Source organism: Protofrankia sp. Cas8, assembly GCF_963555845.1.
In the GTDB taxonomy this organism is placed as follows: domain Bacteria; phylum Actinomycetota; class Actinomycetes; order Frankiales; family Frankiaceae; genus Protofrankia.
The window spans coordinates 1-22971 of sequence record NZ_CAUVXI010000067.1; the positions used below are offsets into that span (position 1 = coordinate 1).

Here is a 22971-nt window from a genome sequence, read left to right on the forward strand (position 1 = left end):
CGCTCTCCGTCCGTCAGTTCCTCGGCCGGGTCCAGGAGCTCTCGCCCGAGGCTCGCGAGCGAATCGGCAGCCAGCTCGTGGCTTCCGTGCTTGCCGTCGTCACGCCACCACCGCCGCCGGGCACACCCGGTTGGGCCTACCTGTCCGCGGTCCTCGCCGAACGCACCGCACGTGCACATCGGCGGCTCACCGGCGGCCCGCCGGGATGGCAGCCGGGATGGCAGCCGTCGCCCTACCCGAATCCGGCATTCCAGCATCCGGTCTCCCCGCACCCGACCCAGCGGATGCAGCCGACCCAGCCGACCCAGCCGATTGAGCAACCCGCACCCGGCCCCTTCGTCCCGCCGAGCTGAAAGCCCGTTTTAGGTCGATCCTCGTCCGGCGCCATCAATGATCGAGGCGACCGGACCGGCGGATCATCCGGATCCCTCAGGTGACGCAGGTGATGCGACTCAGCAGAAGGCGCGCCGCCTCCTAAGGATCACCCGGTGACCGTGCGTGTCGACCGGGATCAGATTCACATCGGGGGCACGAGCGGGCGGTGCCCTTCGGTCGCACAGTCCGGGCAGGACGTCGTGGACCTGATCTGGCATGGTTCGCCATCCAGCCGCGCCGCCTGAAGCAGGCCCACCCGCCCGACGCCATCACAGGTCGGACACAGCATGTTGACTTCGCGGCCAGCAGGCTCGGGCCGATCGCCCGCAGCTGGCTGCGCGCTCACCGGCGCCGTCCCGTAGCCACGGGACCACTGTAGGGACCACGAAAGGCACGGTCGGGATATTCAGGACTTTTCAGGTCCGGATCAGAGCATAGTGTGCCCTGGCTCATACTCCAGCGCATGCCTTCGGACAACCGGGGAACTCATCGACGCGACCGGGCACACCCGGCCAGCCGCACCGCGCACAACCCGGCGGCGCGGCGCACAACATAGCCCCATCCAGGGGACAGCGAGCGCGCCGGGTTCCGGCCTGCCACGGGGGTCAGTCAGAATCTCCTCGTGGGCCACAGCTCATGTGATCATGGAAGGTGACGTCACGGCCGTGCAGAGAGACTCCGCGTTGCAGACCCTCACGGATGGTCACGACAACAGGGTGGGCGGTGGCGGTGGCGGTGGCGACGATGACAACGGCGGTCGTCGGCGTCGGGGTGGCCGGCTCACCCGCATCGGGCTGGTCGTCACCACCGCAGGGCTCGGCTTGGCGCTGCTGTTCCTACCTGTGATCAGCGCGGTTGGCCTGTTCGCCAAGGCATCGGCCGACCATTACCTGGCTCTGCCCGCCGAGCTCGCCACGCCGCCGCTTCCTCAGAGCTCCACCATCCTCGCCGCTGACGGCAGTCTCATCGCGACGCTGCGCGGCGAGGAGAACCGCACCGTGGTTGACGGCAAGGCCATCCCGAGGGTCATGCGGGAGGCCATCGTCGCCATCGAGGATTCGCGTTTCTACACCCATGGCGGGGTGGACGTGAAGGGGGTCGCCCGGGCGGCGCTGCGCAACAGTGAGGCGGGCGACGTCCAGCAGGGCGCCTCGACGCTGACCCAGCAGTACGTCAAGAACGTGCTGCTGCAGAACGCGCGTACCAAGCAACAGCGTGAGGACGCGGCCGGGACGTCGCTCCAGCGCAAGATCCAGGAAGCCCGGTATGCCGTCGCGCTGGAGAACACCCTCACCAAGGACGAGATCCTCGGCCGCTACCTCAACATCGCCTACTTCGGTAACGGGAACTACGGTGTCGGTACCGCCGCCCAGAACTACTTCCATGTCGGGATCGCAGACCTGACGCTGCCCCAGGCGGCGCTGCTGGCCGGGCTCGTGCAGAGCCCCTCCCTGTACGACCCGGTGAACCATCCCGACGCCGCCAGGGTCCGCCGCGACGTCGTCCTGGACCGGATGGCGGAGCTCGGCTACATCACCCCGGCCGTCGCGGACACGGCGGAGGCCACCCCGGTCACGGTCATCCGGGCCGCCGCAGCGGCAGCACAGGACTCGTGCGAGACGTCAAGCGCGCCCTTCTTCTGCGACTTCGTCCGTGCCCAGCTGCTCGCCGACCCGGCGCTGGGCACGACCGAGGCCGAGCGCGCCCGGCAGGTCCACGAAGGCGGCCTGGTGATCAGGACGACGCTACAGCCCAAGGTCCAGGCTGCGGCCCAGGACACGGTCAACGCCGTCATAGCGCCGAGCAACCCGGTATCGGCGACCGAGGTGATTATCGAACCGGGCACTGGCAACATCCTGGCGATGGCGGTGAACCGTGTCTTCGGCTCGAACTCCGCCGCCAACCAGACCAAGGAGCCGTTGCCGACCACCGCGGTCTTCCAACCAGGCTCGACGTTCAAGACCATCACCCTCGCCGCCGCGCTCGAGGCAGGCTACGGGCTGAACACCCAGTTCTACTCACCGGCCTGCTACATCTCCAAGCGGTACGCCATCGGGGGGCGGCGCGAAGGCGGTGACTGCGCCACCGGCTACGCCAACGCCGAGCCGGACGAAAGCGGCGTCTACGCCATGCCCGAAGCCACCTGGAAGTCGGTGAACACCTATTACATCCAGCTGGAGGAGAAAGTCGGCCTACCCGCCGTCATCGACATGGCAAACCGGCTCGGCGTCCCCGCGGCCTACCTGGCAAAGGCCTGGGGTGACCTGACCATCGGCTCCAAGGCCGTCCCGCCGCTGGACATGGCCAACGCCTACGCCACCCTCGCCGCCCACGGTATGCACTGCAACCCGCGCTACGTCCTGTCGGCTACCGACTCCAGCAACCAGAATGTCGACATCGCCCCCGCGCCCGCCTGCAAGCGGGCGGTGTCCGCCGGTGTCGCCGACACCGTCACGAGCATCCTGACCGGTGTGATCACCCAGGGCACGGGGTACCCGAACGCCGCGGCGATCGGGCGCCCGGCTGCCGGCAAGACTGGGACGACCGACAACTACTCGGCCGCATGGTTCGTCGGGTACACCCCGCAGATGTCCGCCGCCGTCGCCGTCGGCAACCCGAAAGGTGCCCAGGGCAACCCATTGAAGGGCATCGTCGCGGACGGCCGGACCTGGCCCCATGTGTTCGGCGGCGACCTCCCGGCGATCATCTGGGGCCGCTCGCTGCGCCAGGCCCTCGCCGGAGTCCCGGCCATGCCGATGTCAAAGGCGGATCCCACCGTGGCCAGCGGAACCAAGGGCGGGTTGTTGTCCACTCCCCCGCCGGCGCCCGCCGCTTCCGCACCCGACCCGACCGCCGGTCTGCTGCCGGGTACCACCACGACCCAGCCCGGGGGTGGGGCCACGACACCGTCATCGGGTGTCACGATCCCGACGGCTCCGCCGACTACGCCCCGGTCCCGCTGACCGGGTAACCGCATCCGGGATCGGGCGAACAGTGCTCGCCAGGATCACCGCAATGACGTTGAGTAACCGAAGGACCAGAAGGAACAGCCAGCCTCGCGACTACGAATAGTAACTTCCCGCAGCTCCAGCCCGAGGTGGACTGTCCTGAATCCTCACGGCGCCGCTGATCGACATCCAATAATTTTGCTACTCAGTGCAATTAACTTGCGCGCCACCGTATCTCATGCTTTCATCGATCTAGTCTTATCTGATGATTTAGACAATTTATCAGGATATATCGTTCATATTCCACGTTGAACGCGAAGGGGTACGGTGCTCTCCGACGTTCGCGATACCGATCTTGAAGGTTTCCTCGGTCGCCTCCTTGCCGTTGAGCCATCGGCCGTCACCGCTACCGCCGACCTTCGCAACGACCTTCATCTGGACTCGCTCCAACAACTGGAACTCCTGGTCTGGCTCGCGGCGCGGGGCGTGGACATCGACGCGACCCCCGCGGGCCAGATCGCAACTGTCGCGGACGCGTGCATGCTCCTCGAGGCTGCCCGTGGCAGCGCCGGTGACGGGCACCCGGTCGTCGGCCGTCGGCGAGACGTGCCGCCCGGCCCCGTGACTCGAGCCGGAGTGAGGTCACCCAGGCTGCACAACGGCAGATTCGCGTTGCGGCCGGTGACTCCGGAGTACCTGCCGTTCCTGTACGAGCTGGCGATCTCGGAGGAGGTCGGTTTCCGCTGGCGTTTCCGCGGAACCGTGCCGAACCAGGAGACGTTCCAGGCGGGGCTGTGGCAGGGGGTGCTCGCCCAGTTCGTCGTGGTGCTCCCCGCGACGGGAGAGCCGATCGGTCTTGTCGTCGCCTACAACGCGGACACCACCCGCGGCATCGCCTACCTGGCCGCGGTGTTCACTCCGGACTACATGCTCACCGGGCTGCCCGCCAGCGCGGTCGAGCTGTTCGTCCGATATCTGTTCCAGGTCTGGAACCTGCGCAAGCTGTACATGGAGGTGCCGGAATTCAACTATGAACTGATCGCCAGTGGCGAGGGACGCCGGTTCGATATCGAAGGTCGACTGCGGGACTTCAACTACTACGACGGCCGGTTCTGGGACGAGTACCTGCTCGCGGTCTGACGCCACCGCCGCGCAACGTCTCCTCCTCCGCCCTCCCTGACTGAGCGGAGGAGGGACCGCGCCAGCAGGGCAAAGATTCCCGATGTCTTCTGCCGGCCATCGACAGAAGGCGATCAATGTGAATCCGGCGCGATCGCACATCCGATTGGCCTACTTCGCGGCCGCCGTTCTGGTGCTCACCGCAACGGCGGCGACAATCGTGTACTTCCTGCACAGGGATCGGCACATGACGAGGACGGGAATAGTCACAACCGTAGGTCCCATCAGCTTCTGCAGCGCCTGGGAACCGCCAGACTCGGGTGACTGCTACCTGGCCAGCGCGGAGATCCTGCGAGGACTTCAGGTCGGTGCCTGCGTCACGGTGCAGGTCGAGAGCATCGACAGCGGGAATCCGCCGGTCCGGCCCCACCTGCGGGCGCTCAGCTGGCAGCCGGCACGGGGATGTTGACCACGGCGCCCGCGGTCGACGAACAAACTCACGGGGCCACGCCGGCCGTCGTCGGTCGGTACGGCCTGCTGGTGTCAGTTCGGTAGTGGGCGGATGTCGAGGTCACGGGCGGCGGCGACCGGGGTCGGGTCGAGACCGAGCACGATGCCGAGGTAGACGCTGGCGTAGTCGAACAGGCCGACCAGGGACGCCAGCCGCTCCAGGCGGCTCGACCCCTGCGCGGACACCTCGGTGACCGGGATCCCGCGCTCGGCGGCGGCGACGATCGCGGCGTCGGCCTGCCGGGTGACCGTCGGGTGCTCCGCGGCCTGATCACGCAGGAGTACCAACCGAAGCCGCACCGGCTCCGCCTCGTCGACCCGGTCGCGGAAGAAGTCGTCGAGATCCTCGGCTGTACCGGCGGCTGCATCGGGGCCGGCATCGGGGCCGGCACTGCCGGCGGACCCGGCGCGGATCCCGAACACCCCGTCCAGGATGCCCACCTGGGCACCAGCCGCCGCCGGCAGGACGCCCGGCACCGCGGGGTAGCCGGCGTTCGCGGCCAGCTGGTCAGCCGCCCGGCTGACCGCCGCGGCGGTCAGCGCCGTGGTCCCCCACAGCAGCGGCAACGACCCGGCCAGCGCGAGCGCCAGCTCCTTGGCGGGGCTGACGAACGTCTCACTGCTGGGTCGGCAGCGCATCGCCACGTCCTCCAGCCGCGCGGCCGTGGCCTCGATCGCGCCGGCTCCCTCGGCGCCGCCCGGGACGAGACCCAGGGCGTGCACGGCAACCACCGTCGGGACGAGCAGCGCCCAGAAACTCGCGCGGGTGGGCCTGGCGTCCACCACCGGGACCGCAACGAACAGTGCCCGGGCCCGGTCTGCCAGCGCGGCCAGCGGCGAGTCGGGTGCGCCCACGGCAAGCGTCCGGCAGCCGCGACGATCAGCTTCCTCCAGCGCGGACAGCGCCTGCCCATCGCGTCCCGAGCCCGACACGACGATCACCAGGTCGGCCACACCGGCCCATCCGGGCAGACCGAAACCGTCGTATTCGAGTACCGGAACGGGGCAGTCGGGGCCCGTCACCGCGGTGAGCGCCGCACCGAGCGCCGTCGAGCCGCCGGCCCCGGCCACCAGCACGGCGCGCGGACGGCCGTCAGCCGCGAGCGAGGCGACCCCGGTCTCCTGCGCCAGCGCCGCGGACTCCCGGACCTGGCGGGCCGACGACGCCACGTGCAGCAGCATGCCGGACGGGTCGGCCCCGGTCAGCCGGGCAACATCGTCAAGGATGCCCTCGTCCACGATCGCCCCCCCAGTTTCCGCGTGTCTGGCCCATCATCGCGTTCGCTCGTCCGGGCCGCCGGCCATGCGATGCTCCCGGCGCCGGTCACCCCATATGTCGACCCATTTCTCAGGACGAGCTGGGCACCGGGGTCTCAACATCGCCGGTCGCATCCCCTACCGCGTCCCGTGGCCGGGGATCGGTCTGGACAGCGCCAGTCTGCACGTCGCCAGTCTGGACAGCGCCAGTCTGCACGTCGCCAGTCTGGACAGCGCCACCAAAGGGAACTGCCTCGTCAAGCAGCATCACCGGGATCTCGTCGCGGACCGGGAAGGCCAGGCCGCACGAGGTGCAGACCAGGACGGGCTCACCGGCGAGGGCGTCTGAGCGCAGCGGGGCATGGGCCGGGCACGGGCAGGCGAGAATCTCCAGCAGGAGTGGATCGAGACTCAACGGTCGATCTCCCTTCCATGACGAATGCGGGTGAGGACCTCGTCCCGCACCCGTGACATCGTGGCATGGTCGGGAGCCTCCACGTTCAGGCGCAGCAGCGGTTCGGTGTTGGACGGGCGCAGGTTGAACCACACGCCATCACCGAGCGAGACGGTCAGCCCGTCGAGATGGTCGATACCGGTCGCGAGCCCCACATAGGCCTTCTCGATCTCGGCCATCGCGACCCCGGCGTCGGCGACCTCGGAGTTGATCTCACCGGAGAGCGTGTACGGCGCATAGCCGTCGAGCAGGCGCGACAGCGGCCGCTCCTGCTCACCGAGCGCGGCCAGGACGTGCATCGCGGCGAGCATCCCGGAGTCGGCCCGCCAGAAGTCCCGGAAATAGAAGTGACCGGAGTGCTCGCCACCGAAGATCGCACCGGTACGCGCCATCTCCGCCTTGATGAACGAATGGCCGACGCGGGTCCGCACCGGCACGCCGCCGAGCCTGGTGACGAGCTCGGGCACGGCGTTGCTGACGATCACATTGTGAATGATCGTCGCACCGGGCTCGCGGGCGAGTTCCCGCTCGGCGACCAACGCGGTGATGGTGGACGGCGACACGCACTCGCCACGTTCGTCGACGACGAAGCAGCGGTCCGCGTCACCGTCGAAGGCGAGCCCGATGTCGGCCCCGGTAGCGCGAACCGCGGCCTGCAGGTCACGCAGGTTCGCCGGCTCGATCGGGTTGGCCTCGTGGTTGGGGAAGGACCCGTCCAGTTCGAAGTACAGCGGGTGGACCGTCAGCGGCAGCCCCTCGAACACGGCCGGGACGGTCAGACCGCCCATACCGTTACCCGCGTCCACCACGACCCGCAGCGGTCGGATGGCCGACAGGTCGACCAGGGTGCACAGGTGCTCGGCGTATGCCGCCAACAGGTCGCTGTGGGTGATCGTACCGCGCGGTCCGGTGAACGCGGGAATCCCCGCCTCGACCATGGCGCGGATGTCCCCGAGACCGGTGTCCGCCCCGATCGGAGCCGCGCCGGCCCGGCACAGCTTGACGCCGTTGTACTTGGCCGGGTTGTGGGATGCGGTGAACATCGCTCCCGGGATGTCCAGCGACCCGGCGGCGAAGTAGAGCAGGTCGGTCGAACCGAGCCCGATCATGATGACATCCGCGCCCTGGCCGGCAGCCCCGTCGGCAAACGCCGTCGAGAGCGGGACCGACGAGTCACGCATGTCGTGCGCGACGACGATCCGTGGCGCCGCCAGCACGTGCACGAACGCGGCTCCGATCGCGCGGGCGACATCGGTGTCCAGCTCTGAGGGCACAACCCCCCGCACGTCATACGCCTTGAAGATCCGCGACAGATCGTGCACCCTTCCGCCCTTCCTCCGCTTGCCCGCAGGGTACGCGATCACAGATCGTCCCGCGCCCGCCTGCCCCTGGGAACGCCAGCCAACACCGGCACCAAAGACCCTACCGACGCGAACTCAGCTCGGCCGGGGCAGGACCCGCAGGTGACCACGTCGACCTCCGGGTGCCGACGGATCGGGCGGGTCCTTGTGGACAGGTGGTCGGCTCACCTCACGAACCGCGTCCGCGAGCGCCTCAAGATCATCAGAGGCTGCGCCGTGCCTGGTCTCACCCTCGATCCGCACGACCGCCCAGCCCAGTGGCACAGTGAGGCGGTCGGCGTGCGGCCCACACAGGTCGTAGGAATGCGGCTCGACGTATGGGGAGAGCGGCCCGAGGACGGCTGTCGACTCGGCGTAGGCGTACGTGAGCGTGGCGACCGCGGCCGCTGAGCATGCCGAGCGGGAGCAGCGGCGAGGCTTCACGTTCCGGACGGTAGCCCCCGGAACGGGCGACGGCCACCACCACCCGCCGTGTCGCACCCACCCGCGGAACGCTGGTAAGTAATCAATTACACTCCGCACCCAGCAGGTGAACTGGCGGACACCGGCAGACACGTCAGGGTAACCGAGGCGAAATTCACCTGATGAATCCGGAGGGCATCGGTACGGCCTCTCGTCGCGAGCCGTACGCTCACGCCATGGCGGACAACGCCTCTCCCGGCGCCTCCTGGGGAACCCCCGTGCCGGCCTTCCCGTCCCCACAGCCTCCCATCCCCATGTCACGGCGCCGTGACCGGCGCGGACGCGGCCTGCGTGGTGTCCTCCTCCCGCCGGAGGTCCCCGCCTATCGCAGCCGCGGCGAACGGTTCGACGACCTCGTCCTGGACGCCGTCGAGCACCTCGAGCACCGCTGGTCCGCCGAACTGTCCGACGTCGAGTTCGCGGTCGAGGACGTCCCGCCCGTGCCTGCGGTCCTCGCTCCGGAAGAACCCGTACCGCTGGCTCACCACCAGCCGCCGGCCGGGCGAGGACGCTCCGCGACACCGCACCGGATCGTCATCTACCGCCGGCCGCTGGAGGCCCGCGCGATGGACACCGACGACCTCGCCGAGCTCATCCTGGACGTCCTCATCCACAAGGTCGCGGACATGCTCGGCATGGAACCGGAGGTCATCGACCCGGAGGGCCACGGCTGGCACGAAGACGAATAGGCGAATAGGCGAATAGGCGAATAGAAACGCCCGGGGCCTCCAATTCTCGCGCGACCGTGCGATTCGAACAGTTCACAAGGAGGACGGGCACCAGTGACCGTCGGAAAGCCCGACCGGATCCTGCGGTTGTTCGGTCGGGTGCGCAACTATGATTGGGGCTCGTCCACCGCCATTTACGACCTGCTCGGCGAGGCCCCCACCGGCCAACCGGCCGCGGAGCTCTGGCTGGGAACCCATCCGGGCGCCCCATCCGAGGTCGAGACCGTCGGCGGGCTGCGGCCGGCAGTCGATGTCGTGGGCCCGCTGCCTTTCCTGCTGAAGGTTCTCGCCGCGGAGAAGGCGCTCTCGTTGCAGGTCCACCCGGACGCGGCACGGGCGCGAACCGGCTTTGACGACGAGGAAAGGTGCGGCGTTCCGCGCGACGCCACCTGGCGCCGCTATCGGGACCGTAATCACAAACCCGAGCTGCTTGTCGCGCTCACGCCATTTCGCGCGCTCGCCGGAGTCCGTGACCCGCTACGGACCCTCGCCGTGGTGCGTGGCCTCGGTCACCCGCCACTGACTGCCGCGTTCACGCCGCTGGACGCGAACCCGTCCACCGGAGCCGCGACGGTTCTGCGCACGCTGCTGACGATGCCGGCCGAACAGGCGCATGCCTTCACCAGCGGTCTGGTCGAGGCCGCCGCCGCGCTGCGACCACCCGTGGACCCGGATGTGGCGGCAGCCGCCGACCTGGTGGGCCGCCTCGCCGCGGCACACCCCGGTGATGTGGGGATCGCCGCGGCGCTGCTGCTCAACGACGTGGCGCTCCAGCCGGGCGAGGCATTGTTCCAGCCCGCGCGCCTGCTGCACGCCTATGTCCACGGTGTCGGCATCGAGATCATGGCAACGTCGGACAACGTGCTGCGCGGTGGGCTGACGCCGAAACACATCGACGTGGACGAGCTGCTCGATGTTCTCGACCCGAGGCCAACCCCGGCGCCGGTACTCGCCCCCCGAACAATGCTGGCGACGGCTGGTCTCACCGTGCGTACCTGGGATGTGCCGGTGGACGACTTCCAGCTGGCCGAGGCGATCTGTCACCGACCGGCAGATGCGTCCCCGGCAGATGCGTCCCCGGCCGGTGGACGAACGGCCTGTGACGGACACATGCCGGTCACGCGTCCAGCCGTCCTGCTGGTCACCGAAGGCGCCATCGAGGTATACGGCACGGGCACCGACGTCATCCGGCTGCAACGCGGCCAGGCTGCGGTGGTCGTCCCAGGGTCGCCGGCATCGACGCAGCTCGGGCTCGCCGGCGTCGGCCGCGTGTTCCTCGCCTCACCCGGGTAGGGCACGTCACCCGGCTTGAGGACGTCACCTCCGCCCGGGCGCTCTTAACGATGTGAATCTGATGCTCCTGCCACAACACCAGATTCACATCGTTCCCGCAGAGCGACCGGCAACGGGGACGCGGCGTCGCGGGGCCGGGGCACGCACCTTGATCCACACCCCTGTTGCCGGGCACTCTTACCGGCGGAAGGCAGCCCGAGGGTCGTGGACCAGTGCCGGCGCTGACACCGTCCGCGGTGCCGAAGAGAGGGTGAGAACAGAGCTGCCAGCACCCGAACCGACGGTAAGCGCCGCCACCAGTGGACCACCTTGGGTAACCATCCGAGTCGCGTTCCCCGGCCCGACCGCCACCGTGCGTCCGGCCGGCACCGCAACCGGAGTCCCGTCGAACCAGACAGTCACGGCCGTGTCCGGTGCTGTGAGCACCAGGGTCCGCACCCCCTGGCCGGTGGCGGGGGGAAGCAGTGTGGCCGCCGTCGAAACAGGGTGAATCACATCCGCCGGGCCGACCCACCGGTATCCCGGTGCCGGGGCCAGGCCGGGCTGCCCAAACCCGGCCTGCCCCGGTCCGGCGGCCGGCATGGGCAGGCCGAGGGCAGCGATCACCGGACCACCGGAGCGCACCGTCAACCGCAGCGCCGCCACGCCGGCTCCGCCGGGCAGGGCCGGTAACCGGATCACGCCGCCACGTGGCACCCGCAGGTCCGCGAAACCCACCGGAATGTAACTCGCGGACGGTGTCAACAGATCCAGCCGGATCACCGCCGCCGCCTCGGGAGCGGCTACGACGACCCGCGCGTCACCGACGCCCGTTGCCGCGCCCACAAGGAGCAGGGAGCCCGCCGGCCCGGCACCGGCCACCACGGGCACCACGGTCGAGTCCCGTGCGAACGGGCCGCCGGCACGGTCCAGGACCAGGGCGGCCAGACGCCCGTCACGCACCTGTACCCGCACCACGGTGGCGTCGGCGTCCGGCACCCAGGTCGCCAGGCGACGGGTCACGCTCGCCCGCGGCGGCACGACAACGCCGGTAGTGGCCCCCGCGCCACTGTCTGCACCACTGTCTGCACCACCGTCGGCGAACACGGTGATCTGTGCCCGCGCGGGTGTGGCCTCGGGGTTGGTGAGGACGACCAGCGGGTCCCGACCGGCCACCGTGGCAGGACCGACAAGCCAGAACTCGCTTCTGGGACGCTCGCAGCGAGCGATCACCGATGCGCGGCCGCCCGCTCCCGGTGCGGTCACCGTCGCGCTCAACCCGGCTGCTGCGAGGCCGCTCGCGCGGACAGCCAGCGGCTCGCCGCCACTCACCTGGACCGACGCCCGCCGCCGGACCGGACCGGAATGAAGATTCTTGACCTTGTCGCCCGCGGACAGCTGGACCTGCCCGTCCAGCACCGGTCCGCGGCCCGATCCCGGTGCGGGCACCGTCGCGCTCACCCCGCCACCGGCGGTCGCGACGTCGACCGTGACCGCGGACCCCGCCGGCGGTCTGAGATCCGGGCACAGCAACGTCGCCGACGTGATCGGCATCGGGAACCCCGCCGCTGGGACCGGCCGCGGCCGCCTCCCGTCCGTCGGCTCGATGAACACCGCGACGCACCACACGGCCACCAGGGCGAGGGTGCCGCCAACCACGACCGATGCCGCCCGGCGCAGGAGCCGGATCCGTCCGGTCATGGCCGCGATCCCGCGTGCGGTGTCGCCGCGGGAAGGTTCACCGGCCCCGCCGGAACCACGCGCCAGACCATGGCGTCTGCGAGCACCTGTTCGCGCACGAGCCCCGGTACCGCGTCGAGTACGGCGGTCAACGACGGTGGCGCATCCGGAAACGGGACGACGACCGCTCGCACGGCCAGAGCCGCGAGTTCACCTGCGCCCCAGCTCCCCCCCACCGTCAGATCACCGACAATCGCCTCGACCGTGCTGTCGTCGACGGTGTGCCCGGTCGGGACCGTCGGGATGATCCGCGTCGTCCCGGCAGGGTCGGCGAGGCGGGGGCCGCGGGCGCCGGTCAAGGTGTAGGCGACCGGGGAGCCCTGGGACGACTGACGCAGTATCAGGACGCCGGCAGTCCGCCCGGCAGCCGTCGCGACCGCGACCGCGGACGCCACCACGCCGCTGTCACGTGCGGCGGCACCGCGCGCGACCTCACCGCCCCACAGGAACGCAAAGCCGCCGGCAACCGGACTCGCAACCACTGCTCCACCGACGACCACGGCCACGAACTGCCGCCAGCCGAAGGGATGACGCCGCAGCGCCGCACGCGCTCCCGACGCCGCGAGCGTCGCGGCAAGGAGCAACCCGGCGACGACAACCCCGAGTTGCGCGCCCGCCACGTCGTCACGGTCGGCGCCGCACAGGTGCCGCTCCACAGCGGCACCGACCAAGCCGATCAGGACAACGCCCCAAGCCGCGAGCACCGGCCGTCGGGTGTCGGCCCGGACAACCCCGATGACGCCCGCGAGCGCGGCGGGTACGAGCAGCGCGACGGTCAGATGGGCAACGGTCAGATGGGCAACGGTCAGATGGGCGGCGGTCAGATGGGCAACGGTCAGATCGGAGCCGGTCAGATCGGAGGCCTGCGCCGAAGCCGGGATGGACCCGCCAAGCCAGCCCGATGCGGGGTCACGCATGCCGAGGGTTCCCGCCGTGAACAGCGCACCGGGATCGTCCATCACCGCCCTGCGCCAGGGCCACAGCCCGACCGCCGCCACGGCGGCCGGGACTAGCACGAACAGCAGTCGGCGGGCGCGACGCAGCACCAGGGTTGCACCGGCAAGGCCGACCACGGCGGACACGAACAGCGACGGCGAGCACATGACCGCGATGAGCAGCCGCACCGCAAGGCCACGAGCGGCGGGCCAGCCGCATCCCAGGTTGCTCGCAGACCCGGGCGGCGCCGGACCCGCCACCACCGGCACCGCGGCCGCGAGTACACCCGGGACCGTTATCAGCGCAAGGACGACATCCACCCGCCCGACGGCAACCGCCCAGGTCATGGGTGGGCCGAGCGCATATCCCGCCGCGATGACCGCTCGAACCCGGCAATGATCACCCGCCCATCGGCCCGTCGACGCCCGCTGGCCGGTGAGCGGCCCGCCCGGGCCGCGCCGGAGGTGCCCAGCCGCGACATAGGCGGCGAGGCCCGCAAGCATCGGTCCGGCGAGCAGGACGACATCGGCGGCGAGCCACGGTTTGCCGCCGAGCACAGTCGCGAGGAGGGCCAGCACCGCCAGCCACGGCGCGGCCGGCAGCGTGCCATGCACCGTCGACTGGAAAATACCGGGAACACCGGGGTTACCGTGCCCACCGGGCCGCCAACCGGACAGCACGGCCGACCACAGGTCGCCGGCACCATCGGGCAGCGGGAGCGGCGCGGCAACCCCGGGCATCCCGAAGCCCGCCGTCCCCGGGCCCCAGCCGGGACCCGCCAGGAAACGTGCGGCGCACATCGTCACAACAGCGAGCGCTGCGGCCAGGACCAGCCCCGGCCCGGTCGCCCGGCCACGCTGCCCCGCCCATTCACGCTGCCCCGCCCATCCAAGACGGGCACAAAGACCGGACAGCGGCTCCCAGACCGCGCGCAACCGGCTGCCCCGGGCGGTGAACAGCGGACGCAGGGCACGCGCGGGCACCCGGGCGCACGCTGCCCGACGGCGGCGCGCGTGGCGCAGCCAACCAGGACGGCTGAACACCTCCACAGCCGCGGCCACCTCAGCACGCCCACGCCGGGCCCGGCCCCGGGCGGCAGCCCCGGCACCTCGCGCGAGCCCGCCGGGTACCAGCCACAGCCACGCCGGCACAACCCGCGCCGCCCCGATGTTGGCCAGCCGAACCCGCAGCTCGTCCCGCCGGACTGTCCGGTGGTCGAGCCGGTCGAGCCGGTCGAGCCGGTCGAGGCATGGGTCCCGTTCGCCGCCGACGGCCGGCGCACGGCGGATCGTGGCGGGCGGAAAAACCACCACCCGCATCCCTGCGCGCCACGCCCGCCAGCAGAAGTCGATGTCGAACGCGGTAGGCAGCTCAGGGTCGAGCCCGCCGAGGAGATGCCATGCTCGGGCGCTGACAAGCGCGCCCGTCAGTGAGACCGCGAGGACGTCCCGGACGGTGTCGTGCCCTGCGTCGTCGACTTCCACCCGGTGGTCCACCCGGTCGAGTACGTGCGGGCCGATCACGGCGGCGCCCGGGTCCAGCAGGGCATAGGTCAGCAACCGCTCCAGCGCGTCGGGGGCCGGCACCGCATCAGCGGGTAGCAACCACAGGAATCCCTCGGCTGGCGCCGTGCCCGCCATCGCGAGAGCCTCGGTAACCATGGAACCGTAGGTGCGCCCCGGCGAATCGTCCCCGCCCACCTCCACCATGATCACCTGGTCCGGCACGCGGGTCTGCCCGCGCAGCGCGCTGCGTGACGGTGCCGGTCCCGGCGCCGACATCACCACAAGCGCGACCACATCGACGGCATCAAGATTGACCGCATCCAGGCCGACCGCAGTGCGGTCCGGGCCACGACCCGGCACGGACGGACTCGGCCCGGCCGTCGGTGCGGCGCCCGTTGCATGCGACCGAGCGGTCACCACGCGCCGGATGGCTTCCAGCCGGCTTCCGCGGCGGGACGCTCAGACCGCCCGGCGGCGCAACCGGCGCCGTTCCCGCTCGGACATCCCACCCCAGATCCCGAACCGTTCATCCTTTTCGAGCGCGTATTCGAGGCACTCGTCCCTGACCTCGCAGCCCGAGCAGATGCGCTTGGCCTCGCGGGTCGAGCCGCCCTTCTCCGGAAAGAACGCCTCCGGATCGGTTTGGGCGCACAGTGCGCGCTCCTGCCACTCCGGTGGGTCCGCGAAGATGTCGTCCATGCCGATCTTAATGACATCAGCCGAGCTATGATCACGATGCTCGACGATTGCCGCGTCATCGGCATGCGCCGACTTGGCAGGTTCGTCGTCGTAGGCCGCATTTAGATCAAATTCGACAGCGATCAGCTCCCCACCGGCCTGGTGACCGGGGTCGGCCTGCCCTGGCCACCGGTCAACGGCCGCCCCGGCGGACAACCCGGTACGTGACCGGTGCGTTTCGGCGAGGACGATGTGGGCGCCCGCGTCGGTGCGTTCCATGTGGACTCCTCCAGACCCGTCGCGGTGCGGTCGGCCACCCCCCGGGCGCCGGCGCGCAGGTGACTGGTGTCCACACCGGTGGGGCAAGCGCTTTATCGCACTTTCCCCACCGGCGGGGGAAATGACACGCCGGTAATTACACGCGCCGGACTCGGCGACGTCAACCCCACCAGCGCAACATCTTCTACAACCAGCGATCAGACAATAGCTCACGGTAGCAAGATGTCATTACAGAGGGTCCCTGTTCGCAGCCCTGAGCGACACACATCAGCCCCTCGCACCCCCTGACCAGCCCATCTTACCGTCCGGAATTGCATAAATCCGTCATGAATTGTCCTTCTCATGACATCTCCTCCCATCCACCGGACTTCTGTGGACACGGCGCTACCGAGGCGCCGACCGACGAGCTCAGCGACCGGCCACCCACACCGGGACACCGGGACACCGGGACACCGGAGCTGAACGCAGGCCGCCGCCGCCGGTGCAACGACCCGCGAGCGGCGATCGCGGCCCGGCCCGGCCCGGCATCCCGACGGTAGACCCCAGCTTTGGAACCATTGTCCGGCAGGACAGTCGATCAACTCACCGGCACGACGAAGTCGGGACCCAGGACCCGTCAGGAGATGATCGGAAGTACCCTGCCGGCGGCGGCGGAAGGCTCGGCCACGACATCCCGGCGGGCCGCGGCGAACCGCTCCGCGCCGACGGCTCCGTAGGTCGTGGTGCGCTGGCGTGCAGGCCGGCCCGCCCCGGCTGCCATAGCCTCCAGCTCGGCGATGGATCGGGCCGACCCGTGCTCGGAACCCGCCATGCGGCTGATCGTCTCCTCCATGAGGGTTCCACCGACATCGTTGACCCCGCCACGGAGGACCTGCTGACAGCCGTCCGGACCGAGCTTCACCCACGAACACTGGATGTTGTCGATCGCGCCGTGCAACAACAGCCGGGCCATCGCGTGCACCGCCCGGTTCTCACCGACGGTGGGACCGGGCCTGGCCACGCCGGCCAGATAGATCGGCGAACTGTGGTGGACGAACGGCAGCGCCACGAACTCGGTGAACCCCCCGGTACGCTCCTGGATGCGGCGCAGCAGCCGCAGGTGAGCCACCCACTGCGTCGGTGTGTCCACGTGCCCGTACATCATCGTGGCCGAGGAGGGCAAGCCCACCTCATGCGCGGTTGTGATGATCTCCACCCAGGTCGAGGTCGGCAGCTTGCCCTTGGTCAGCACCCATCGCACGTCGTCGTCGAGGATCTCCGCGGCCGTTCCGGGGATCGAGTCGACACCGGCCTCACGAGCGGCAGTCAGCCAGTCGCGGATGGACAGACCTGTCCGGGTGACGCCGTTGACGACCTCCATCGGAGAGTAGGCGTGCAGGTGGAGACCGGGCACCCGCCGCTTGATCTCGCGGGCCAGCTCGAAGTACGCGGTCCCCGGCAGGTCCGGGTGGATGCCGCCCTGCATGCAGATCTCGGTCGCGCCCACCGCCCACGCCTGTTCGGCCCGGACACCGACCTCCTGCTGGGACAGGGTGTAGGCGTCGACGTCGTTGCGCCGCTGTGCGAACGCGCAGAACCGGCACCCCGTGTAGCAGACATTCGTAAAATTGATGTTCCGGTTGACGACGTAGGTCACGTCCTCACCGACCGTGTCCCGGCGCAGGTCGTCCGCGAGCCGGCAGAGCTCCTCCAGGGCCGTGCCGGCCGCGCCGAACAGCACCAGGGCGTCCGCGTCGCTGATCCCCGCCGGGTCACCGCTGGCGTGGCGCAGCGCGGTCCGCTCCGCGTCGTCCAGACGCACCGGCGCCCCCGCACGCGCACGCGCCCCCGTGCCGACGACCCCGTCAGCACCCGTGCCGGCTGCGCTGACCTGCTCGCGCAGGACGTCCCAGTCGCCGTACACCGAGGCGAAGTCCGCTCGGCGGTCGGCCTGGCGGCCGGTGACGTCGATGGCCGCGTGCAGATCGACCCGGCCGCCGTCGGCGAGGCCGCCGTCGGGTTCCTGCCATGGACGGCCGAGCGCGGCGGCTCCGGCCCGCAACAGACCATCCGGACCGGCCAGGGCGTCGACATGGGATCGCAGCCGCGGGTCCAGCCAGGGTTCGTCGAGATATGGCGGGTAGGCGGTCAGTCGCGGCCGCAGCGCGAAGCCCGCCGCCCGCGTGAGCGTGGCCAGCGTCTCAACCGCCGGCCAGGGGCGTTCGGGATTGACGTGGTCCGGTGTGACCGGCGACACCCCACCCCAGTCGTCTATGCCCGCGGCCAGCAACAGCGCGCATTCGTCGACGTCGACCAGGTTCGGCGGTGCCTGGATGCGGACGGACGGCCCGAGAACGAGCCGGGCGACCGCGACCGCGGCCGCAAGTTCCTGTGCACCGACGTCCGGCTCGCCCCGCATCGCCGTGTCGTCCTTGGCCCGGAAGTTCTGGACGATCACCTCCTGGATGCCGCGGTAGCGTCGGGCCACACCCCGGATCGCAAACAGGGTCTCGGCCCGTTCCACGCGAGTCTCGCCGATCCCCAGCAGCAGGCCGGTGGTGAACGGCACAGCCAGGCGACCGGCGTCTTCCAGCACCCGCAGTCGGCGCGCCGGCTCCTTGTCGGGTGAGCCGTAGTGCGGTCCGCCCGGCGTCGACCACAGCCGGGCCGCGGTCGTCTCCAGCATCATGCCCATGGACGGCGCGACCGGCTTGAGCCGAGCCAGCTCCGCCCAGGACAGGACACCCGGGTTCAGGTGCGGCAACAGCCCTGTCTCCTCCAGGACGGCGATGGCCGCGGCCCGCAGGTATCCCAGGGTCGAGTCATAGCCATGGGAATCCAACCAGTCGCGTGCAGCGGGCCAGCGGTCCTCCGGACGATCACCCAGCGTGAACAACGCCTCCGCGCAGCCGGCCGCCGCACCCCGGCGGGCGATGTCGACGACCTCGTCGAGGGTCAGGAAGGGAGCGGGCAACCGCTGCGGGACGGTCGCGAAGGTGCAGTAGTGACACCTGTCCCGACACAACCGGGTCAGCGGGATGAACACCTTGGGCGAGTAAGTGATCGTGTCCGGACGCCCGGCGGAGCGCAGGCCCGCGTCACGGACCCGCGCGGCCGACCGGGACAGGTCAGCGAGATCCTCCCCGCGGGCGGCCATCAGGACGGCCGCCTCCACCGCGTCGAGGACCACGCCGTCACGGGCCCGCCGCAGCGCACGGCGCAGGGCCGCAGCACCGGGCACGAGCGGGTCCGCCATGGTGGCCGCCATGGTGGCCGGCATGGTGGCCGGCACCGGCCGTGCGGACTCACGCGCGCCACCGCCGGCCGAACCGCCGGCCGAACCGCTGTCCGAACCGCCGGCCGAACCGCTGTCCGACTTCCATGATTTCGTCATCTGCTCACCCGAACCCCAATAATCATCTGTCGGTCTCCTGCGGTCTGCGCCGTCGACAGCGTCCGCCGGCCCGCAGGCGCCAGGAGACCCCGGGTCAGCCGGTCATCCCGTCCGACCCGGACACGGTGGGCTGCTTGCGCGGAACCCACCAACGACGCCAAGGGTGTGGTAGGTACGGCACCGGGCGGCGAGTTGGTCGCAACGCTTTGACGCGGCGTCGCGCTGCGTCGGGGACCGGCCCGCCCGCTGGCGCAGCTCGGACCGCCTGGCGGCCTCCACCTGCGGATGGCGCGCGCCAGCCAGCGCCCGGGCCAGGGTTGCGGTGACAGCGTCGAGGCTGTGCCTCATCACGATCGGCGGCTTCAATGCGATCACCGGCTTCATCACGATCGGCGGCTTCTTGATGTTCTCAGGCATGGACCGTCCTTCCGCTGCTTCAGCACCGGGTGCGGGATGTCGGGGCCGCCGACAAACGCCGTGGCGGACGTACGGTCGCCTGGCACCACTCGCTGATCCGGTGCGCTGATCCGGTGCGCCGGTCGGCGCACGCCCTCAGTCTCACCACTCTCTCGAAGGAGAATCAAGAGATAGAAGACAATAAGATCATCCACTACGTTCAGGCACGATCAGTAGACCCGGGCAACCCGCCTTCCCGCGACCCGCGGGGCCCGGGGTCGTTAAGCTGATCAGGTGCCGCGTAACCGCCAGGAAGTTCCGCGCGAGGAGCGGATTGACGCGCTGCTGGCCGTCGCTGAACAGCAGTTCCTCGCCCGGGGCTTCGCCGCCACATCCATCGCCGAAATCGCACGGGCCGCAGGCATCGAACCGGGTTCGGTCTACTGGTACTTCCGGTCGAAGGACCACGCGTTCGCCGCGGTCCTCAACAGGCTCCTCGACGGTGAGGTCGACCGGATCGACACGTTCACCGGCGACCCGGCCGCGAAGTTGCTCGCCGCCCTCGATTCGGTCGAACGCCGACGGTCCCTGCACCCGTGCGTGGCCGAACGAGCGCCACACTCAGCCGCGGTCATGGAGTATCACGAACGACTGCACGCCTGGCTCCACGACCTCGCGCTGGCCACGGTCACAGACCGGGTGGCCGAACCCGACCGGGAAATCGCCGCGGACGCGGTCGTGGCCACCATCGAAGGTGGCCTGGCCAACCCTGCTCCCGCGCGACCGACCAGCAGCCTCGTACGCTACCTGCTGGCGGCGTTCACCACCCGCCAGCCCCACGAGCGGGCGCAAGCGACCGTCTCGTCCTAGGAGGCCGCTGAATAACGGCGTTCGATCCGCGAGCGGGCCGTCCGCGCCCGGCTGGCGAGGCGGAGGAGGCCCGGATAGTGGTGTTCTATCCGGACCGACGACAACGACGCCAGGTGGGATGCGGGGGGACGCGAGCCGGACAGACGTTGTTCAGCGGCCTCCTAAAAGGCCGACCGGGACAGGATGGCGGGACGTGAGGATCAGGTGAAGATCACAGCTCTCGCGGGTGGCATCGGTGGCGCCCGCTTCCTGGTCGGGGTGCAGGCAGCGTTACCGGACGCAGACATCACCGTGATCGGCAACACCGGTGACGACATCACCCTGCACGGCCTGCGGATCTGCCCTGATCTCGACACCGTCATGTACACGCTCGGCGGTGGTATCTCCCCCGAGCGTGGCTGGGGTCGCCACGGCGAGACGTTCACCGTGGCAGCGGAGCTGGCGGCCTACGGGGTGGGTCCCACCTGGTTCGGCCTCGGCGACCGCGATCTTGCCACCCATCTCGTGCGCACCCGGATGCTTGCCGCCGGCTACCCGCTCACCGAGGTCACCGCGGCACTCTGCCAACGGTGGAAGCCCGGCATCCGGCTGCTGCCGATGAGCGACGAACGGGTTGAGACGCACGTCGTCGTGGAGACCGACGAAGGCCGTCGAGCCATCCATTTTCAGGAGTGGTGGCTGCGGATGCGTGCCGCCACACCAGCCCTGGAGATCATTTCGGTGGGCGCCGAAGCCGCGCAACCCGCGCCCGGCGTTCTCGACGCGCTCGCCGACGCCGATGTCGTGCTCCTCCCGCCGTCGAATCCGGTGGTGTCCATCGGGTCGATCCTCGCGGTACCCGGGGTGCGCGCGGCACTGGCGCGGACGCCCGCACCGGTCGTGGGCGTATCCCCGATCATCGGCGGTGCACCCGTGCGCGGCATGGCGGACGCCTGTCTCACCGCGATCGGTGTGGCCACCAGCGCCGGCGCCGTGGCTACCCACTACGGTGCCCGCCGGCGCGCCGCCCCTGGCGACGGGATTCTCGACGGCTGGCTGGTCGACACCGCCGACACCGGCACCGAGGTGCCCGGGGTCACCGTGAAGGCCCGTCCACTGCTGATGACCGACGTCGCGGCAACGGTCGAGATCGTGCGCGCCGCCCTGGAGCTCGCCGGTGTCTGACGCGCTGGAAATCATCGCCGTGGCCGGAATCGGTGAGGTACGCGCCGGTGACGACCTTTCCGCACTCATCGTGACGGCACTGTCCGCCCGCGAGCTCCACCTACGCGACGGCGACATCCTCGTGGTCACCTCGAAGATCGTCTCAAAGGCGGAAGGACGACTCCTCCGCGTCGACGGCGACCGGGAGGCGGCCCGGCTGGCCGCCGTCGAGGCCGAAACCGTCCGCGAGGTGGCGCGGCGGGGGCCGACCCGGATCGTGGAGACCCGGCACGGGTTCGTCATCGCCAGCGCCGGGGTGGACGCATCCAATGTGATCAAGGATGAGATCGCCCTGCTGCCGGTCGACCCGGATGCCAGCGCCCGGGCGCTGGCGGACGGGCTGCACGCGCGCCTGGGCGTGCACGTCGCCGTCATCGTCAGCGACACCACCGGTCGGCCGTGGCGGGCCGGCCTGACCGACCATGCCATCGGCGTCGCGGGCATGGCCGCCCTGCGCAGCCACGTCGGCGATGTCGACCCGTACGGCAACGAACTCGGCATGACCGAGATCGCCGAGGCGGATGAGCTGGCTGCCGCCGCCGACCTGGTCAAAGGGAAGCTGACCGGAGTGCCGGTGGCGCTCGTACGCGGATTCCGCGCGCGCGCCGACGACGGTCGCGGGGTCCGGGCACTGGTACGCCCGGCGGCTGAGGACATGTTCCGGCTCGGCACCGCCGAAGCCCAGCGGGCGGCGGTCAGCGCTCGGCGGACCATCCGCGAGTTCAGCGACCGGCCGGTGAATCCGGCCGCCATCGAGCGTGCGTTCGCGGCGGCCCTGACCGCGCCCGCACCGCACCACACCGCACCGTGGCGGTTCGTGGTCGTGACGCAGGCCCGCGACCAGCTCCTTGACGCGATGGCCACCGCCTGGGCCGCGGACCTGACCGCCGACGGCTTCGACGAGGCGGCGGTCGCCCGGCGGCTCGCCCGCGGGAACGTGCTGCGCCGTGCGCCCGTCCTGGTCATCCCGTGCCTGGTCACCGACGGCGCCCACGCCTACCCGGACAGCCGGCGGGCCGCCGCGGAGGAGCGGATGTTCCTGGTCGCGATGGGTGCCGGCGTCCAGAACATGCTGGTCTGCCTGGCCGCGGACGACCTGGGATCATGCTGGGTTTCGAGTACCTTGTTCTGCCCGGACGTGGTCCGCGCCGTGCTGGGGCTGCCGGCGCAGTGGCAGCCCATGGGTGCCGTCGGCATCGGGCACCCGGCGCAGGCGCCTGCCGATCGCCCGGCGCGCGATGTCGCCGCGTTCGTCGTCAACCGCTAGCGGAGGTGAGTGCGGGTGACTGAACCGTTGATTGACACGGTCTATGAGACGACGGACGACGGACGACGAGGACGAGGACGAGGACGAGGACGACCGCCTGTGTCTGGATGCAGCACTCGCCGAGGGCGGGGACCCGGTGCCGTTCGATGAGGTGCTCGCCGAGCTCGGGTTCACGCGGGAAGACCTGCTGATCTGACTGAGGACTGCCGACGGCAGGATCGTCGCCGTAAGAGCGCCC

17 protein-coding genes and 2 pseudogenes are annotated in these 22971 nt (G+C 70.3%); 10 read left to right on the forward strand and 9 right to left on the reverse strand.

The annotated features are described in order from the left end of the window. The 4 genes and pseudogenes from U9977_RS12115 to U9977_RS12130 all read left to right on the forward strand — a co-directional run. Window positions 1-353 (forward strand): annotated as a pseudogene (locus U9977_RS12115) (RDD family protein); the annotation flags it as partial. Between the two features lie 666 nt (window positions 354-1019). Further along, complete coding sequence (locus U9977_RS12120) at window positions 1020-3338, forward strand: transglycosylase domain-containing protein (RefSeq protein WP_416210581.1); 2319 nt, start codon at window positions 1020-1022, stop codon at window positions 3336-3338. Window positions 3339-3650: 312 nt separating this feature from the next. Then, window positions 3651-4463 carry a GNAT family N-acetyltransferase gene (locus U9977_RS12125; protein ID WP_322749336.1) on the forward strand — a complete coding sequence of 271 codons (813 nt, stop codon included), beginning with the start codon at window positions 3651-3653 and terminating at the stop codon, window positions 4461-4463. An 82-nt stretch (window positions 4464-4545) separates the two neighbouring features. After that, window positions 4546-4911 (forward strand): hypothetical protein, encoded by a 366-nt coding sequence (locus tag U9977_RS12130; protein ID WP_322749337.1) that lies wholly within the window; start codon window positions 4546-4548, stop codon window positions 4909-4911. A gap of 74 nt (window positions 4912-4985) precedes the next feature. On the opposite strand, the gene U9977_RS12135 is transcribed toward U9977_RS12130, so the two are convergent. The 4 genes and pseudogenes from U9977_RS12135 to U9977_RS12150 form a co-directional block, all read right to left on the reverse strand. Next, entirely contained in the window at window positions 4986-6134 is a 1149-nt protein-coding gene (locus U9977_RS12135; RefSeq protein ID WP_416210582.1) for an SIS domain-containing protein, read from the reverse strand. Between the two features lie 310 nt (window positions 6135-6444). Beyond that, a pseudogene (locus U9977_RS12140) lies at window positions 6445-6624 on the reverse strand (Trm112 family protein); the annotation flags it as partial. Next, the gene (locus tag U9977_RS12145; RefSeq protein ID WP_322749339.1) at window positions 6621-7985 is read right to left on the reverse strand and encodes a phosphomannomutase/phosphoglucomutase; all 1365 of its coding nucleotides are present in this window, start codon (window positions 7983-7985) and stop codon (window positions 6621-6623) included. The gene U9977_RS12145 and the pseudogene U9977_RS12140, both read right to left, overlap by 4 nt. A 114-nt stretch (window positions 7986-8099) precedes the next feature. Beyond that, a complete protein-coding gene (locus U9977_RS12150; RefSeq protein WP_322749340.1) occupies window positions 8100-8447 on the reverse strand; it encodes a DUF3499 domain-containing protein in 348 nt (115 codons plus the stop codon). Between the two features lie 215 nt (window positions 8448-8662). Between U9977_RS12150 and U9977_RS12155 the strand changes: the two genes are divergently transcribed. Both U9977_RS12155 and manA read left to right on the forward strand, forming a co-directional pair. Next, on the forward strand, window positions 8663-9175 hold the full coding sequence (locus U9977_RS12155) for a metallopeptidase family protein (protein ID WP_322749341.1): 513 nt from the start codon (window positions 8663-8665) through the stop codon (window positions 9173-9175). Window positions 9176-9268: 93 nt separating this feature from the next. Next, entirely contained in the window at window positions 9269-10507 is a 1239-nt protein-coding gene (manA, locus tag U9977_RS12160; RefSeq protein ID WP_322749342.1) for a mannose-6-phosphate isomerase, class I, read from the forward strand. 177 nt (window positions 10508-10684) lie between these two features. Here manA and U9977_RS12165 read toward each other — a convergent pair whose 3' ends face one another. The 5 genes from U9977_RS12165 to U9977_RS12185 all read right to left on the reverse strand — a co-directional run bounded on the left by U9977_RS12165 (window position 10685) and on the right by U9977_RS12185 (window position 19414). After that, complete coding sequence (locus U9977_RS12165; protein WP_322749343.1) at window positions 10685-12187, reverse strand: DUF5719 family protein; 1503 nt, start codon at window positions 12185-12187, stop codon at window positions 10685-10687. After that, window positions 12184-15027 (reverse strand): glycosyltransferase, encoded by a 2844-nt coding sequence (locus U9977_RS12170; RefSeq protein WP_322749344.1) that lies wholly within the window; start codon window positions 15025-15027, stop codon window positions 12184-12186. Before U9977_RS12170 ends, U9977_RS12165 begins: the two co-directional genes overlap by 4 nt. Window positions 15028-15126: 99 nt before the next feature. Continuing rightward, window positions 15127-15366: a WhiB family transcriptional regulator gene (locus U9977_RS26950; protein ID WP_416210583.1), complete on the reverse strand. Its 240-nt coding sequence runs from the start codon at window positions 15364-15366 to the stop codon at window positions 15127-15129. 874 nt (window positions 15367-16240) lie between these two features. Then, window positions 16241-18883, reverse strand: a complete 2643-nt coding sequence (locus tag U9977_RS12180; protein WP_322749351.1) for a bifunctional FO biosynthesis protein CofGH — start codon at window positions 18881-18883, stop codon at window positions 16241-16243. A 216-nt stretch (window positions 18884-19099) separates the two neighbouring features. Then, entirely contained in the window at window positions 19100-19414 is a 315-nt protein-coding gene (locus tag U9977_RS12185) for a hypothetical protein (RefSeq protein ID WP_322749346.1), read from the reverse strand. Between the two features lie 273 nt (window positions 19415-19687). On the opposite strand from U9977_RS12185, the gene U9977_RS12190 reads away from it, so the two are divergent. The 4 genes from U9977_RS12190 (at window position 19688) to U9977_RS12205 (ending at window position 22929) form a co-directional block, all read left to right on the forward strand. Continuing rightward, window positions 19688-20263 (forward strand): helix-turn-helix domain-containing protein, encoded by a 576-nt coding sequence (locus tag U9977_RS12190; RefSeq protein ID WP_322749347.1) that lies wholly within the window; start codon window positions 19688-19690, stop codon window positions 20261-20263. A gap of 204 nt (window positions 20264-20467) precedes the next feature. Next, window positions 20468-21427, forward strand: a complete 960-nt coding sequence (cofD, locus tag U9977_RS12195; protein WP_322749352.1) for a 2-phospho-L-lactate transferase — start codon at window positions 20468-20470, stop codon at window positions 21425-21427. Then, the gene (locus U9977_RS12200) at window positions 21420-22733 is read left to right on the forward strand and encodes a coenzyme F420-0:L-glutamate ligase (RefSeq protein ID WP_322749348.1); all 1314 of its coding nucleotides are present in this window, start codon (window positions 21420-21422) and stop codon (window positions 22731-22733) included. The genes cofD and U9977_RS12200 overlap by 8 nt, the downstream gene beginning before the upstream one ends. 43 nt (window positions 22734-22776) lie before the next feature. Next, window positions 22777-22929, forward strand: coding sequence for a hypothetical protein (locus U9977_RS12205; RefSeq protein ID WP_322749349.1), 153 nt, complete (start codon window positions 22777-22779; stop codon window positions 22927-22929). The last annotated feature ends 42 nt before the right edge of the window (window positions 22930-22971 follow it).

Coding starts and splice junctions, on each gene's coding strand:
- U9977_RS12120 (WP_416210581.1), top strand. CDS start 1,020: ATGGAAGGTGACGTCACGGCCGTGCAGAGAGACTCCGCGTTGCAGACC.
- U9977_RS12130 (WP_322749337.1), top strand. CDS start 4,546: ATGTCTTCTGCCGGCCATCGACAGAAGGCGATCAATGTGAATCCGGCG.
- U9977_RS12135 (WP_416210582.1), bottom strand. CDS start 6,134: ATGCTGCTGCACGTGGCGTCGTCGGCCCGCCAGGTCCGGGAGTCCGCG.
- U9977_RS12155 (WP_322749341.1), top strand. CDS start 8,663: ATGGCGGACAACGCCTCTCCCGGCGCCTCCTGGGGAACCCCCGTGCCG.
- U9977_RS12165 (WP_322749343.1), bottom strand. CDS start 12,187: ATGACCGGACGGATCCGGCTCCTGCGCCGGGCGGCATCGGTCGTGGTT.
- U9977_RS26950 (WP_416210583.1), bottom strand. CDS start 15,366: ATGGACGACATCTTCGCGGACCCACCGGAGTGGCAGGAGCGCGCACTG.
- U9977_RS12180 (WP_322749351.1), bottom strand. CDS start 18,883: ATGCCGGCCACCATGGCGGCCACCATGGCGGACCCGCTCGTGCCCGGT.
- U9977_RS12185 (WP_322749346.1), bottom strand. CDS start 19,414: ATGCCTGAGAACATCAAGAAGCCGCCGATCGTGATGAAGCCGGTGATC.
- U9977_RS12205 (WP_322749349.1), top strand. CDS start 22,777: ATGAGACGACGGACGACGGACGACGAGGACGAGGACGAGGACGAGGAC.